This window comes from Parabacteroides sp. AF17-3, assembly GCF_003635445.1.
Classification (GTDB): domain Bacteria; phylum Bacteroidota; class Bacteroidia; order Bacteroidales; family Tannerellaceae; genus Parabacteroides; species Parabacteroides goldsteinii.
Genome location: NZ_QTMM01000006.1, coordinates 236,326 through 252,531, shown reverse-complemented (window position 1 = coordinate 252,531; position 16,206 = coordinate 236,326). Strand labels below are relative to the sequence as shown.

Below are 16,206 nucleotides of genomic sequence, written 5' to 3'. Positions count from 1 at the left end.
AAGATATGTATTTTTTTGTTTATTCTTCGTCTACTCCATTGTATTTCCTGTTAAAATCGCGTAACCGCATGAACCGGGCTTTTGTTTTCAGTTTATTTTTCAACCGGGTAGACGGGAGGAACGTAACTGTCTTAATGTGGACCTTCTGAGGTTTCAAATCTTCTTTATTCTCAACAATATCGCTGGTGATTGAGGCGCTGAACGTCCCGATATCTCCGAACCTGATATTTTTGCCGCTCAGTAGTTCCAGTTCGAATTGGGTCAGGAGGGCTTCGATCACTCCTTTGACATCGGCTGAGGTGATCGTGCAGTTACTGGAGATACGATAACATAAATTGTTCAGGTCGATTGTGGAAGAGACCGCTTTTGCAGCAAAGTAACCTGTTTTTTCTTTGCCGGGGATGGTGCATACCATCTTTCTTGGTTTGTAAATGATGCTCATGTTTGTTTACTATTAATACGATTTTTGTTTAAACTGAATGTGATGTTTCTCTGATATTCTCTCAATCATTTTTTAATCAGAGGTACGTCTAATTAAATTTAGAGGTAGGTGTAAATTGATTTAGACGTACCTCTAAATTGATTTACACCTAGGTCTTTATGAAAAGAGGTTGTAACAAATATACAAAATCAATGAGGCGTTGTCAAGAGATAGTTACGGTAAAATGGATGAAAGGTGAGATATTCAGTATAAACGGCTGGATATAAAAATCCCCTGTCTGCACGAAGAGACAGGGGATTACCTGGAATTTATTTATCTGGTAGCGTATAAAGTAAGGATAATCGGTCGTTTTTTAATGAAACCTGTATCCGGAAGTTGTCGAAGGTATAGAGAGTATTCAATGTCTCTCCGTCTACGTCGATTTCTTCTCCGGAGGCATCGGCTTCCTGCAAGGAGGCCTCTTCCAGCAACGTTGTTGCCCAATAACGATGGATCGGCAGCAGACGTTCGTAGGATATGCATACATTTTTTTCTAAATTGAAGCGATAGGATACTTCGAATAAGCGGCCCAGCTCATCTTCTTCCTGGCAAGTCAGGGTGAAAAGCGTATCCGTTTGTTTGCTGTCTTCTATACGTTCTTTATTTTCTGAGATGTAAAGAAGAATATCCTTATCCGTTTTATTCAGCCACGTTTGGGAGAAAAGAGCCTGGCTGCCCAAGAGCAGCAACAGGCTTATAAGTAATCTATTCCACATAAAATTCTGCGTTTAAAGGGGTTGACTTGGATGAGTTTCCGGCAAACAGGAAGAATTTTCCAGGCTCTACCACAAACTCATTCTTATCATTATACATACCGTAAGCACGGCGGTTCACTTTGAATGTAACCGTTTTTTCTTCACCCGGTTCCAGTGCGACACGTTCGAAGCCGCATAACTCTTTTTCAAAACGGGAGATGGAAGATGTCTCGTCATTCAGATAAAGCTGCACGACTTCATCCCCTTTTACCGAACCTGTATTTTTCACTTTACATGTAACGGTCAGAGTGTCTCCGTCCGCGATTTTTGTGGCAGACGGTTGAAGGTCGCTGATTTCGAAAGTGGTATAACTCAGTCCGTAACCGAACGGATAGAGTTCGCCGTCTACGCGGGCAAAGCCTTTGCCGGTGGCATTCGGTTTGAAAGGGAAGGCCCAGGGGATTTGTCCGACCGACTTCGGGAAAGTCGTGGATAGCTTACCGCCGGGGTTATAATCACCGAATAATACTTCGGCTACGGCCTGACCGGAAAATTCACCCGGATACCAGGCTTCGACGATAGCCGGCAGGTTGGCATCTTCCCAGTTCAGTGTAACCGGACGTCCGTTGAAGAGTACCAGTACGACCGGAGTTCCGGTGGCTTGTACGGCGCGGACCAGTTCTTTTTGTCTGCCTGATAAATCCAGGTTCACGCGGCTTCTGGATTCACCGATCGTGCGGAAATCGTCTCCTACATATATAATAGCAACTTCGGCTTTTTTAGCAATCTCTACGGCTTCGTCGATTTCTTCTTTTTCCTTATCGCTCAGTTCGAAGTACATCACATCGCTTTGCGGGAAATTTTTATCCCTGACATTACACCCTTTGGCATACATCAGGTTTACATTTTCTCCCAGCAGGTTCTTCAGACCTTGCAGGCCGGTTATCACATTCGGATTATGAGAACCGTAGCGGGAGGTCAGTGATTTGACTTCGTCAGCTTGCGGACCGATTACTGCAATGTTTTTGAGGTTTTTCGACAGCGGGAGGGTGTTGTTATCATTTTTCAAAAGAACGATCGATTCGCGGGCGGCACGCAGAGACACTTCCCGGTTCTTGTCGCTGTTTACGATCTTATCGGCAAGTTTGGTGTCTTTTACATACGGATCGTCGAAAAGTCCTAACCAGAATTTTACATAGAGTACTTCACGGACGCGCTGATCCAGGATACTTTCTTCTACCAGTCCTTTTTGTAAAGCCCTTCTCAACGCTTCGATGAATACTTCCGATTGCTCAAAGAAGGTGCGGACATTCAATCCGGCATTTAGTTCACTGGCAACCGCTTCTTCTTCGGTATCTACGATATGGTAGAATTTTATGTTTTTGTCGATTGCCCAACTGTCAGAAACGACATAGCCTTTGAACCCCCATTGGTTACGCAGCAGTTCAGTCATCAGGTAGTGGCTGGCGCTGACCGGGGTTCCGTTATAGTCGTTATGTGAACACATCGTTCCCAAAGCGCCTGCCTCCTGGAAAGCGATGCGGAACGGTTCCAGATGCAGTTCGTGAACTTCCTGCGGAGAGGCATGGGGATCGGTTCGTGAGTAGCAGTCGCGGCCACCGCCCGGTATGCCGTAGATAGCAAAGTGTTTCGGTGTTGAAACAACCCGGTTGCTTTGGATACCCAATACTTGCTGGCGTCCTAGTTCTCCTGCCAGGTAAGAGTCTTCGCCGTAACTTTCTACGGTACGTCCCCAGCGGGGGTCGCGGGACAGGTCGAGGATAGGGGAATAGACGTTGGTATATCCCAATGCTTTGGCTTCTTCACCGGTAATGCGTCCGATTTCGTAGATAAGTTCTTTATCCCAGGTACAACCCTGTCCGATCTGGGCGGGGAAGAAGGTGGACTTTTCATGTTTCAGTCCGCGTATACCTTCGTTTGTCAGGTCGGCGGGAATACCCAGGCGTGTCTCTTCTACGAAAAAGGCCTGTACTTTGTTCATTGCTTCAGCGTGATTGGAGTAAGGAAAGTCAAGGGAGGTGCGTTTCCATTCTCCGTTAAGGTGCTCGTCGATATTACCGATACCGTCTTTCCAGATACGGGTTTTCCATTCATCGGTCGGCAGTGTATCTTTAAGGACGGCTCCGTATCCATAGATCGTTCCCAGTTGACAGGTCTTTTCCTCGACTGTCATTTGTTTAAGGAGATCTTCCACCCGTTTGTCGATAGGTTGCGAAGGATCTTCATATATATCCTTCTTTCCGTTTTTGTTGAAATCGATCCAACCTTTCTGATATATTTTCTTCTGATTTTTGGGGGCATCAGGCTTTGATGCCTGTAGACTGCTTGTGTTTGCATTCAGTAAAGGGAGCAGTCCGAAAGACAGGCAAAAAAGCAGTTGCCTGGTTAATGTGTTGTTTCTATTCATGATTATTCTATTTTATATGCAAATTATATGCAAAACCTATTCAATAACATACCAATTGTATCCTTTTGCCGGTATTGTGATGGGGATTGTAACGGAATAGTCACGTTCCAATACATATACCTGCACATTCTGATCCTGTTCCTTTACAGTCACTTTGTCGGTCAGTCCGGTGTAATAAAGAGGTATTTTGATCTCTTTGCGGATGGGAACATCCAGCGGGTTATACACTGAGATGAATCCTTTCTGTTTCAATGAAGGATTTACGTGCATGATGCCGTCCCAGTCCTGTCCGTCGGGACGGCGCAGGTGGATGATATCGGAGTCGAGTATCTGACGGTATTTTTTATAGAAAGCCACCCATTGGTTGACCAGTTCTTTGGTCGCTTCCGTATCGTAGAGGCGCGGACCACGGTAACAGGCTTGCACACCGGCCCCGAAGAGGTTCCGTAGACGCGTTTCGTAATGGTCGAGGTGCTCGTTCAACGGTTCGATTGTGGCCGCTTCGCCTCCTCCGTGATATTGGGTGAGGGGAACGAACATGAAACCCATGCTGGGCGTTTTCTGCCAGGTTCCGTCATAGATATTCTGTCGTTCGATAATTTCCTGATAGGCGCGAGGCAGCGACCAGTTGGTCTCTACATATCCCATCGGTGTTTTATTGGAGCCGCTTAGGAAATACCAGTCGGGGACGTTCAGGTAAACCCCGTTTGCCCGACACCAGCGATAGAATCGGTTGATTTTCTTCCACTGTTTCCACTGGGAGTCGAGATAGCCTTTGTGGCCGCTGTGTGAAGTGGAGGCGCAAGGGTCGCCGGGATATGAACCGTCGTTTTCGAAGACATTCATTCCGGTGGTGGTGAAGAAGTTCTGTAATTTACGGAAGTAGGTGTCTCCCCAATCGGATGCGATACAGGGAGATACGCCAAAGCGGCTGCCTTCTTCGCGTGTTTTGGCCGGTTTTCCGGTTTTATGACTGATTGCGGCGTCTTGTTCTTTAGCTCCGCGGCTTGCCAGGAGGGAATAACCGCCGATGGCAATACCTTTCCCGGCAGCGTAGTCGCTAAGTTCTTTCATTCGTTGCAGATAGGCGGCTGAGTCATTTTCGATTTTGAATCCGCTACCGAAAGTCATAATGACCATTTCGAAACCAACGGCGGCACATTGGTCGATGGCTTGCTTCACCGCTTCGCTGTCCGATTGGCGGACGTGCATGAAGATAGGGTTTTCCTGTGTCCAGGGAGCCATCATACGCCAGAATTTACATTCTGCCAGTCCGCGCCGTTCCCGGTCGCTGGCATCACGCAGCATTTCGAAAGCCGTGCAGGATTCAAAGGTGTCGCCGGGTTTGATTTCCAAACCGGGACCGAGTAGGGGAGTGACTTCCAGGCGTGCCGGTTTATATTGACCATAATAGCGGATACCGGTAAATTCGTATTCCGGATGATCGAATACCCAACGGACAGCCGGATTGTCTTTCATCGCTTCCATATCGCCGCCCATGGCATAGTCGGTTACGACGAACAGTTGGGTGAAGCGGTCGATATAATCGCGCGGCGCATCGGTTTGCACGGGTTGTTTACGGAAATCTTTTGTGTAAGCACCTGCTTCCTGTGCCATCATGCGGACTTCATGCGGTTCGCCGTAATGTACTTTCGGAGCCGTTTCGACCAAAGCGAGTATTTCTGACTTGAAAGAATCGAGTGTAACGGGCATTGTTCCTTTATTGTCGATCTCGATCCATTTGGCCAGGATAGGGGCACCGTTGTACAGTTCGTAAATGACACGTATTTTCAGGTTTTTACATTCCTGGGGAGCGGTTGCCGGAGCCTGGTAATTGAAGGTGATCCGTTTTCCCGGGACAGGCCAGGGGTATAAGTTGGATATCCATTGACTGTTGGGTTTCCAGGGGAAACGTTCTTTGCTTTCGCTTATCTGATAATCAACCAACATGAATGCTGAATCGCAAGCCTGCATATTGTTGATAAATTCTTCTGTCAGGAAGTTATTGACCGGCTGTCCGGTCAGGCCTCCGACAGGATATTCTTTTCCGTTGATGACAAGTAAGGCTTCGGGACGGACGGCACGCAGCTCGTTTTGCCCGGTCATCAGGTTGTCAAGGGCGATGGTCGCTGCATTGGGAGCAAGCAGGAATGTACGGCGAAGGAGGCCGTTCGTTAATTCGAGACGTTTCCCATCGTGGGTTGTTTGTGCTGTCGATTTGTAAGAGGAACCGTCGATCAGCCAATCCTGGGCGGATAAACTGAATGTGGAGAGGAGAGATAAAAATACTAGAAAATGTTTCATGATACATAAATTTTAATAAATAATAAGGGACAAGTACATTGTCTGTAAATGTCCCTTATCGGTTATAGATTAATAACCAGTGTTCTGTGGGAAATCAGCTCCTGTATTGGAGTCGATGATTGTCTGCGGAATCGGCCATAAAGCATGGTGTTCGTCTATTTTGTTGCTGTAAGAGTTGTACTTTCTGGTACGCTCTACCAGTTTACCGGTACGAACCAATGTCAGACGGCGCAGTTCTTCGCCAACCAATTCGCGGATACGTTCATCCAGCAGGAAGTCCATTGTTGCTTGTGATGCTGTGATGTCCGGTGCTCCGGCACGTTTGCGGACTACGTTGATCGCTTCGGCGGCACCACTGGCATTGTTCTGACGGATACGGGCTTCAGCCAACAGCAGATAGGTCTCTGCCAGACGGAATTTCATACGGTCTTTGTTGTTTCCTTCATAACTCGGGCTGTCATCGGTCTTTCCATAGAAGAACTTCGTGATAACCGGATAAATGGTACATTTTGACCATGTACTTTCCGTAACAGGCGCTTCCTTACCCAGCAATTCCGGGGTTTCAGGGTTGTTATAATACCAGGTTCTCTTAATGTTGTATTTTGAATTACGCACATCATTGGCTGTATAGAAACCATCTTCATCGATCCACCATTTGAACGGAACGATCTGAGCCAGACCACGTCCACCCAATGAGTCACATAATGTGAAACCTGTTTCGTTCCAGTATTTGGGAACCCATGCACGTTTTGTCCAGTCTTCGTATTTGCCGCCACCGCCGTTGGTGTCGTATTCAAGCTGCATAACCCAGATGGATTCCATATTACCGGATGTACGGTTCTGATTGTATTCGAGGAACATGTCTGAGAATACATCGCCCGGCTGGTCTTTCTGTGCACCGAAACGTTCATTCATCAGATGGAAATAACCTGAATTGATAACCTGCAGGGCTGCTTCTTCTGCTTTAGCATATTCTCCGGCCATCAGATAAACTTCCGATAACAGGTGGATGGCTGCCCATTTCGTCAATTTGCCGACGTCGGATATATTATCCGGGTTTTCCGGCAGATTCTCTGAAGCAAACTTCAAATCGTCTATCATATGTCCGAGCACTTCCGCTTTCGGTGTCCGTGTAAAGTCAGTGCGGAATTGTCCTTCGATTTTATCTACATAAGGAACGTCACCATACAGATAAGTCAGGTAGCGGTAAGCATAAGCGCGGAAGAAGCGGGCTTCTGCCTGAAAACCGGCTTTATCGGTCGGAGCAGTCCAGTTCTCATTTTTATCGGCATAAGTAAGCAATTCGTTTACGTTGGCAATCAGGCCGTACGACCATTTCCAGTAGTTTTCGACGAATGTCGTGGAAGATGTATAAGACAGGTTCTCGAATGGAAGCAGGGAACCGTCTTTATGACCGGTATAAACGATATCGGTCGCCACTTGGAATGCTTCGTACGGACAAGCCTGGCTTAGCGAAGCCGTACCGCCTCCCCATGTGTTGAACTCGGAACGGGCCCAGCCATACAGACCGTTTACACCCACCTGGAAACCATAAGTACTGGTGTAGGTATTATCCGGTGCCAATTCTTTTTTCAGGTCTTCATCCAGGAAGTCGGAACACGCAGTTCCTGAAAGTAGTAAAAATGTTGCTGCGGCAACTTTCAATATATTTTTCATATCTGTATTCATTTATTGATTAGAAAGTAAGATTTAAACCTAACATATATGAACGGGCGGTCGGATAGGTGTAAATGATATTCGCATTTGTATCCGTACCATCATAGTTCAATGCATTTTTCACGTTGCTGAATGTACATACATTATTGATACTTGCATTTATATTCAGAGCGGCAATACCGATTTTGCTTAAAGCTGTCTGCGGGATATTATAGCCCAGTGTGATATTTTTCAACTGAACATAATTCATCTTTTTATAGAATGTATGTTTGTCGTAAGGTACATAACCCGGAGAGGTCATTTCGTTGGTCGGGTTTTCCGGTGTCCAGTAATCCATACCGTCGATGTAATTGTATCCGAGTCCCCAACGTTCAAAGTTGTAGTCTTGCATTTCCTTAGTCACGCCGAATACGCCGTTGAACAGGAATGAGAAGGTGAAGTCCTTATAATTGATCGTGTTACCCAGAGACATGGTGAAACTCGGAAGTTTGGAGCCGATGATCTTTTTATCTTTTGCGGTAATCACACCGTCGCCGTCACGGTCCGCCAGTTTGGCTGAACCCGGTGCTGCACCTTTCTGATATTCAACGCCATCTTCGTTCAGGTATTTTTTCTGAGTTGCATCCCAGGAGATTGTATGACCGTTTATAACAAACTGGTCGTTTTCCTGCCAGGTACCGATTACATCGTAATCGTAATGTACTCTTACCGGTTCGCCGATAAACCATTTGTTGGTCAAGTCGTCGTTGCCATCACCACGCAGTTCGATGATCTTATCGCGGTTCAGGGCGAAGTTGAAAGTAGATCCCCAACGGAAGTCTTTTGTTTCAACATTTACGGAGTTTAATACGATTTCTACACCGGTGTTGCGGGTTTTACCCACGTTGTCCATGATTGAGTTGTATCCGTTCATGATAGGAACAGTACGTTTCATCAACAGGTCGGACGTATTGGCAACATAGAAGTCGATATTACCGGACAGGCGGTTGTTCAGGAAGCTGAAGTCGATACCGGCATTGATCGTACGGGTTGTTTCCCATTTCAGGTTCGGGTTGCCGACACCGTCGTAAGGCAGAAATGCGCCGTTGACTGTCGTACCTTTGTCACCCCAGATATAAGTCGTCAGCGACAGACGGTCCAGTGTCTGGTAAGCCTTGATGGCCTGGTTTCCGTTCGAACCCCATGACAGGCGTACTTTCAACATGCTTAACCAGTCGGCAGTCGATTCCATGAAATCTTCTTGTGAAATGTTCCATGCTCCGGCTACAGACGGGAAGAATGCATATTTATTGTTTTCACCGAAAGCGGAATAGCCATCGGAACGTCCGGTAAGAGTCAACAGATATTTGTTGGCATAGTTGTAGTTAACACGTAACATGTATGACAACATTGCTGTTTCGGTCAGTTCGGACTTGAGTGTCTTGTTGTTTTCTGCTCCCGCCATGTTATGGTATTCGGAATCGTCGTTTACGAAGCTCGTACCGGATTGTTCCGATTGCTGCGTATTGGTTTGCTGCATACTGAACAAGGCTGTAGCATCGATCTTATGTTTCCCGAATTCACGGTTGTACTTCAACAGGTTTTCCCAGGTATAATCCCAGTAATGCTGGTTCAAAATTTTGGCAGAACCGTTCTGTGCACGTCCGGTCAGGGTATTACGTCCGTAATATTCACCTTCGAATTTAGAGCGGTAGTTGTAACCGAAATTTGTACGGAAAGACAAACCTTTTACCGGCAACATTGCTTCTGCAAAAGTAGAGATGAAAATGTTGCGGGTCACCTTATCGCTGGTTGCTTTTTCGTTGGCGAATGGGTTCGGGTGTAATGTTTCATCCATCGGATAGTCGCGCATAGAACCGTCAGAGTTGTACATCTTACCGTAAGGAGACTGAAGCATAGCATCGGAGATACCGGCCTGTATGCCACCGTAATCTTTCTGGATTGCTTGGGTTCCCATACCCACTGTCAGCCAGCTACCCAGTTTCTGGGTGATATTCAAAGAGATATTCGTACGTTTTACGCCGGTATCTTTAACAACTCCTTCCTGATTCAGGCGGGAGATAGATGCCATATAAGTCGTTGCATCCGTACCTCCGGAAATGCTGATCTGATGGCTGTTAGTCAGTGCTGTACGGAAGATCATATCCTGCCAGTCCGTTTCGATACCATTCTGGTAGTTTTCTTTTTCAATAGCTCTTAATACGTCATCGACGGTCGGGTTTTCAATGCCTTTCCATACTGCATACTGCGCTTGCAGATACTTGATGTAATCCGTACCGTTCATCATATTGATATGACGTTCCGGCTGTGAGAAACCGATCTGACCTTTGTAGGAAACAGAGGCGGCACCTTTCTTTCCTTTTTTAGTCTGGATCAGGATAACACCGTTAGAACCACGTGAACCGTAGATAGCTGCCGAAGAGGCATCTTTCAGGACAGACATGTTTTCAATGATGTTCGGGTCGATGTCACCTAGCGAACCGCTGTAAGGGATACCGTCCAATACAACCAACGGAGCGTTGTCGGCAGTCAGCGAGTTTTCACCACGAACACGCAGTGTCTGGTCTTCGGTCGGACTGGCTTTACTTGTCGTGATGTTCAGACCTGCTACCTGTCCGGCAAGTTTGTCCAACAGGTTGTTGGTTGTTACCATCTGGAGTTTTTCTTCTCCTATGGCAACAATACCTCCGGTAAGGTCAGACTTTTTCTGTGAACCGTAACCGATAACAACAACATCTTCCAGACCAATAGCATCATCTTTCATAACAATGTTCAATGTTTTAGCTCCCGCTACTTTAATCTCTTGCGTCTGACAACCGATGTAAGAAATTACCAGGGTTGCGTTTTGAGGCGCATCAAGAGAGAAATTACCATCTACATCGGTAATGGTACCGATAGTAGTACCTTTTACCAATACGTTTGCTCCGATAATCGGAAATTTGTCGGCTTCTCCAATAACAGTACCAGTTATTCTGACATCTTGTGCAAATACCTGCACGGATAAAGATGTAAGAAGAATGATTAACAAAGAAAGAAATCTGTTCTTTCTCCCTGCTGCCTTCCTCTTTTGAGGAGGGAGGGCGTTGTAAGATTTGTTCATACTTGTAATAATTTAAGTAATAAAAATAAAGTTATGTCACTGATTTTTTGTCAAAAGAATAAAAAGCTGGTTTGGTGTGTGGGCAAAAACGTCCCAAAAGGGTGTATTTTTGTCTCAATAAGCTAAAAAACATGTATTTTGCATGGTTTTATTTGTTAAATTTATACATTTCGCAGGCGGCCATCAGGAAAGCTCCGGTTCCGTATAGTTCCGTCATCTCGCGGGTCACTTTTCGCGGGTCGGCTCCGACCGGTTGTACCCAACCCAGTTTGCCGTCCGGTTCTACCGCAGAAACGAGCGCATTCCATCCTTTTTGAATAACCGGAAGGTATTTGTCTGCCGGAAGGTATCCCTGGTTGACACCGTAAGCCAGTCCGTAAACGATAAATCCGGTGGCGCTTGTTTCGGGTGAAGGATAGCTGTCCGGGTCCAGGAGGCTGGCGTGCCAGAAGCCGTCTTTGTTTTGCAGATTGGCGAGGCTTTCGCTTAACTCCTTGAATAATTGGAGATAGAAAGGACGGTATTCGGTATCTTCGGCCGGAAGTGTTTTTAATATCTCAGCCAGTCCGCCGATAACCCAACCGTTACCGCGTCCCCAGAATACCTTTTTCCCATTGGCCTCCTGCTGGCCGAAATAACGGCTGTCGCGGAAGAATAGTTTGTCGTCTTTATCATACAGATGGTTGTAGGTCGCTTTGAATTCAGCGTCGGCAAATATCATGTATTTTTTGTTTCCGGTAAGTGTGTACAGCCGGGTATAGACAGCCGGAGCCATAAATAGGGCATCGCACCATGACCATCTTTCGTAGGAAAGCGGTTTGCTATAGTCGATATCCAGACCGCCATTGGACGGGTTGTTGATAACCCAGTCGATACGTGCCGTAGTGGGGAGGAGCATTTTGTCTTCCTTATACTTAGTATACATATCGATATAGGTTTGCGAAACACAAACATCATCGGCATGGTACATACGGTCGGCTACCTGCCAGTGCTGGCGGTTGAATACTTTTTTCAGCCAGTCGAAATACTGATTGTCACCGCTGAGTTCCGCCCAGTCGAACATTCCCATATAAAGGGCGCCTGCTATCCAGCCTTTCGGCTCTTTGACGGCATATTTGTTATTGGGAAACTCCTTGATCTGCCAGTCGGCCACCTTCCGGGCAATGGAAAGGATTTCCTGCTTGTCCGGCGTAGCCGTGTTTTGTTCAGTAAAAGGAACGGGTGCCGGTTGTGCGTTCAGATTTCCGGGCAACAAAGTGGCGGCGCTGAGACTAGCCAGGGCAGCCATGTGTTTTAATGACATTGAATACATAGGTTCTTCTATTAAAATTAACAACGTCAAAAGAATAAAAGAACCTGTTTCCGGATAAGTACAATTATCCCAAAAGAGAGTATAAATGTCTCAGGCTGCTGATAAGCAGAATTACTATGCCGTTTTATTTACTTTCCTGGTATTCGGTAGGCGACATTCCGTATACCGCTTTGAAGCTCCGGGCGAAATAAGAACGGCTGCTGAAGCCGATATGCTGGGCTACTTCAGAAACATTCATGTTCGATTCTTTAAGTAGTTTGGCTCCGGCTTCCAGGCGTATGTTCTTGATAAGTTCAATAGGAGATAAGCCTGTAACGGCTTTTACCTTCCGGTAAAAGTTTGCCCGGCTCATACCCAGCGCCTGGTAGATGACGGAGACGTCCAGTTCCTGATTGGATATATTGGCTTTTACAATTTCTATATACCGGTTGAGGAAGTCGTTGTCTTCTTCCGGCTTTTCCACACCGAGCTGTTTCAAAGTCAAAGATTCTCCGTATAGGTTCTTCATTTTCTCCCGGAGTGAGAGGATGTTCTTTATACGGGCTTTCAGCAAGGAGACATGGAACGGTTTGACGATATAGTCGTCCGCACCGGCCTCCAGTCCTTCTTCGATTTGAGAAACCATCGACTTGGCTGTTAATAAGATTACCGGGATATGGCAGAAGTTCTGATCTTCTTTGATCCTCCGGCATAGCTCCAGTCCGTTCATTTCCGGCATCATGACATCGCTGATGACGATATGAGGATAAGTCTTGTCTATCTGTTCAAGGGCATCCTTGCCGTTGATAGCTTTCATGACAATATAATCGTGCTGGAGTTGTTGTTCCAGGTATTCCAAAACTTCCTGGTTGTCGTCTACCAACAAGATGATTTGCTTATTGCGGGTTTCCGTTTCTTCAACCAGCAAAGCTACCTTTTTACTGATTTCCGATGGGCGTGATGCAGGGACTTCGTCAGTCTGCACTTTCTGTTTTTCCGTATCCGGCAAGAGTATCATGAAATGAGTTCCTTCTCCTTCGATGCTTTCCGCCCAGATACATCCCTGGTGTTGCTGGACGATGGAACGGGTCAGACTGAGTCCGATACCGGTGCCGGAGACTTGCTTATGAATATCTCCTTTCGCCCGGTAAAACGGTTCGAATATTTTTTCTGCATCTTTTTGATTGAATCCTTTTCCGGTATCTGTTATTTCGATAAAGAGATAACTGTTTTCAATCAGTATCGATGCTTCGTCTTCAGGAAAAACCGGTAAGCCTTCGCAGTCATTTTGTGCTATCTGTCGGATCGTGATGGTAATCTGCCCTCCGGAAGGAGTGAATTTGAAAGCGTTGGATAGCAGATTGAAAAAGACTTTTTCGATCTCAGCTTCGTCATAGCAAGTGAAGAATGATTCCGGTAACTTGTTTTCTAATCTGAAAGTGATCTCCCGGTTGGTTGCCACACTCTCGAATGAACGATACATTTCATTCATAAAGGTCGAGAAGTTGAACCGGGTCTTTTGCAGGATCGTCTTGCCGGCCTCATATTTCTGGATATCCATCAGGTTATTTACCAACAGCAGCATCCGGCCCGTATTTTTTTTAATCAGTTGCAGAGCGTCTTTTACTTCGGGTGAGAAAGTTACCCGTTGGAGAAGATCGTTCAGCGGATTGATGATTAATGTGAGGGGAGTTCTTAACTCATGGGAAAAGTTGGTGAACATCCGCATACGTTCTTCATGCAGTTCGTTCATTCGTTCCTGTTCCAGTTGTCTGTATTTTTCCTCCCGTTCCCGTTCGTGTTTACGATGTTGCCAACGTACGATTAGTGTGATAATTAGTGATAGGATACAGAGGTAAAGCGAATAAGCCCACCATGTTTTGTAAAAAGGAGGGTTTACGGTAATCTGTAGTATCGCTTCTTCCGGGTTCCAGATGCCGTCGTTGTTTGCCGCTTTTACTCGAAAGGTATATTTGCCGGGTGACAGATTACTATAGTAAGCCTCCCGACGGTTGCCGATATTATGCCAGTTATGGTCGGCCCCTTCCATCATATAGGCATATGAGTTGTCTTCGGAGTGGATAAAGTTGAGGGCTGAATAGCGGATGGTGATATTACCCTGGCTGGCTTTTAACGTGATGTTGTTATTATATTGCAAAGGCAATAACTCCTGGTAAGTCGGCAGGCCTTCCGGGTCTTCCTGACTGTTTATCAGTAGTGAGGTGACATAGACAGGAGGTCTGTTTGGATTTGTTATTACTTTTTGCGGGTTGATGGCCAGGATACCCTGGTTCCCCGGGAAATAGAGGGTCCCGTCGTTTGATACACAATTGTTTGCATATAATGAGTATTCCTGTGTCGGACTGTCGACCGGTTTTACCAGCTCGAATTTGTTTTCAGGACGGTTTAACTTATATAATTCTTTACCGGTAACGACCCATATATCTCCGTTTTTATCGATCGAAAGTGAATTGATATAACTTTCTGATAACCCGTTTTCTTTCTGGTAGTTTTGTATCAGATTCAGGTTGCTGTCGAGGCGGAACAGACCTCCTTTCGTAGTGGCTATCCAAATGAATTGGTTGTCATCTTTCAAGGCACCCGATATACTTCCCAGTCGTTTTCTCTTATCACCGTTCTGGAGCAGGGAGGTAAGGTCGGTAGCTGTTTCTTTGTTCATGTCGTACACAAAAACACTGTCGGATATTGCTCCGAATAAGAAGACATCCGGTTCCAGCTCTTTAATCAGACAGATTCCCCTGAATTGTTTTTTATGACCGTTTACATTAAAATAACTCGTTGTTTTTTCTTTATCGGCCATGACGGTTTGGTCGGGCGTATTGGTTGGTATCCACAGCCGCTGTTTGTTGTCTATATATAATGTATTGATGTCATTATATTTATAATCATGTATTTTTTTGTACTGCTTGTTCCGGATGGAAAAGAGATAGACTGAGCCGAAGTGGGTGGAACATAGAATGGAATCTCCTTGTATCAAGATGGATTTAAGGATATTTATTTCATAGTTCCCGGCCTGTAAAGGCTTGATGGGGTAGAGTTTTTGTTCTTCGGTGCGCGGATTATAGTAAAGTAATCCGGCCCCTTCCGTTGCGAACCACATATTCCCGTTGCTGTCTTCCCGTCCTTGTCCAATAATACCGGCAAAAGAGTTGGTGGTGATAAAGGAAGCTGGTCTGTAAAAAGGACTGTGATAATTGACTCCGGCCGAGTAGGTCCCTACCCATAATGTTTGGTCACGGTCGATCAGCATGCTATGGATGGAATAATGGCTGAGTGCTCCTTTTGCCTTCATATCCATATTGATCGGAGTGATAATCATGTTTTGGGTGTTTAGTATATTCAGTCCTCTGAAAGTCCCTATCAAGACAGAGTCCTTGCTCAATACGGTGAGGTGGCGGACTGAATTATTGTTTAACCCCGAATTATCCGTGTTCAAACGGGTGAAAGTCTGCTCCTTTTTATTGTAGAGGCACAATCCGTTTTCATTGGTACCAATGAAAACAGTATTACCGGGTCCCGGTAATAAGGCCGATATTGTACTGATGGGTAATGTTTGCTGATTATTAGAACTGTCCGGTAAATAATGTTTCTTCAGCTTCCAGTCGGAAGTGAAAATGTACAGTCCTTTATCTTCTGTTCCGATGAAAATATCTCCGTCACTATCCTGGGCAACAGAATGGATCGGTGATTTCATTTCTGTCAGATAGGGCATTTCCTCTACAGTTTTGTCAGAATTGCATTTTAATATGCTCCGTGTGGTGAAAGCATATAACTCACCGTCTGCATGGCGGAGAAAGTTATTGACAGCATTCGTTGTTATCTGCGGATTGATGGCCTGCGGATAGAAGCGGGAAATCTGCTGTGTCCTGTAATCGATGCAATTGACTCCGTTGGAAGTCCCTATCCATATATTTTTGTCTTTGTCTTCACTTATCTTACGGATATAATTGTCACTGATCGATGCCGGGTTATTTACTTCGTTCTGGTATACTTTAAATTCATAACCGTCGTAACAGTTTGCTCCGTTACGTGTCCCAAACCATATGTATCCTTCCGAATCCTGAAATATACTGAGAATAGATACCTGCGAAAGCCCGTCTTCAACACCGAGATGGGAAAAAAAGAAAGGGTTTTCGTTTTCTGCATATATAGTGATGAGGTGCAGGGACAGGATCAGGGTAAGCATCAGTCTGTAGATAACTCCCATAT

General features: G+C 45.7%; 8 protein-coding genes. All 8 read right to left on the bottom strand.

Annotated features, from left to right (window positions below; translation table 11 throughout):
* Window positions 1–19: 19 nt before the first annotated feature.
* Window positions 20–442: an HU family DNA-binding protein gene (locus DWW91_RS10070; RefSeq protein ID WP_122327613.1), complete on the bottom strand. Its 423-nt coding sequence runs from the start codon at window positions 440–442 to the stop codon at window positions 20–22.
* Window positions 443–750: 308 nt separating this feature from the next.
* Window positions 751–1,197 carry a hypothetical protein gene (locus DWW91_RS10065; RefSeq protein ID WP_046146644.1) on the bottom strand — a complete coding sequence of 149 codons (447 nt, stop codon included), beginning with the start codon at window positions 1,195–1,197 and terminating at the stop codon, window positions 751–753.
* Window positions 1,187–3,604 carry a glycoside hydrolase family 3 N-terminal domain-containing protein gene (locus DWW91_RS10060; RefSeq protein WP_122327612.1) on the bottom strand — a complete coding sequence of 806 codons (2,418 nt, stop codon included), beginning with the start codon at window positions 3,602–3,604 and terminating at the stop codon, window positions 1,187–1,189. The genes DWW91_RS10065 and DWW91_RS10060 overlap by 11 nt, the downstream gene beginning before the upstream one ends.
* 36 nt (window positions 3,605–3,640) lie before the next feature.
* Complete coding sequence (locus DWW91_RS10055) at window positions 3,641–5,908, bottom strand: hypothetical protein (protein ID WP_122327611.1); 2,268 nt, start codon at window positions 5,906–5,908, stop codon at window positions 3,641–3,643.
* 69 nt (window positions 5,909–5,977) lie between these two features.
* Window positions 5,978–7,585, bottom strand: coding sequence for a RagB/SusD family nutrient uptake outer membrane protein (locus tag DWW91_RS10050; RefSeq protein WP_007652576.1), 1,608 nt, complete (start codon window positions 7,583–7,585; stop codon window positions 5,978–5,980).
* A gap of 19 nt (window positions 7,586–7,604) precedes the next feature.
* Complete coding sequence (locus tag DWW91_RS10045; protein WP_122327610.1) at window positions 7,605–10,685, bottom strand: TonB-dependent receptor; 3,081 nt, start codon at window positions 10,683–10,685, stop codon at window positions 7,605–7,607.
* A gap of 148 nt (window positions 10,686–10,833) precedes the next feature.
* Window positions 10,834–11,997: a glycoside hydrolase family 105 protein gene (locus DWW91_RS10040; protein WP_007652580.1), complete on the bottom strand. Its 1,164-nt coding sequence runs from the start codon at window positions 11,995–11,997 to the stop codon at window positions 10,834–10,836.
* A gap of 124 nt (window positions 11,998–12,121) precedes the next feature.
* Window positions 12,122–16,204 carry a hybrid sensor histidine kinase/response regulator transcription factor gene (locus DWW91_RS10035; RefSeq protein ID WP_122327609.1) on the bottom strand — a complete coding sequence of 1,361 codons (4,083 nt, stop codon included), beginning with the start codon at window positions 16,202–16,204 and terminating at the stop codon, window positions 12,122–12,124.
* Between the last annotated feature and the right edge of the window lie 2 nt (window positions 16,205–16,206).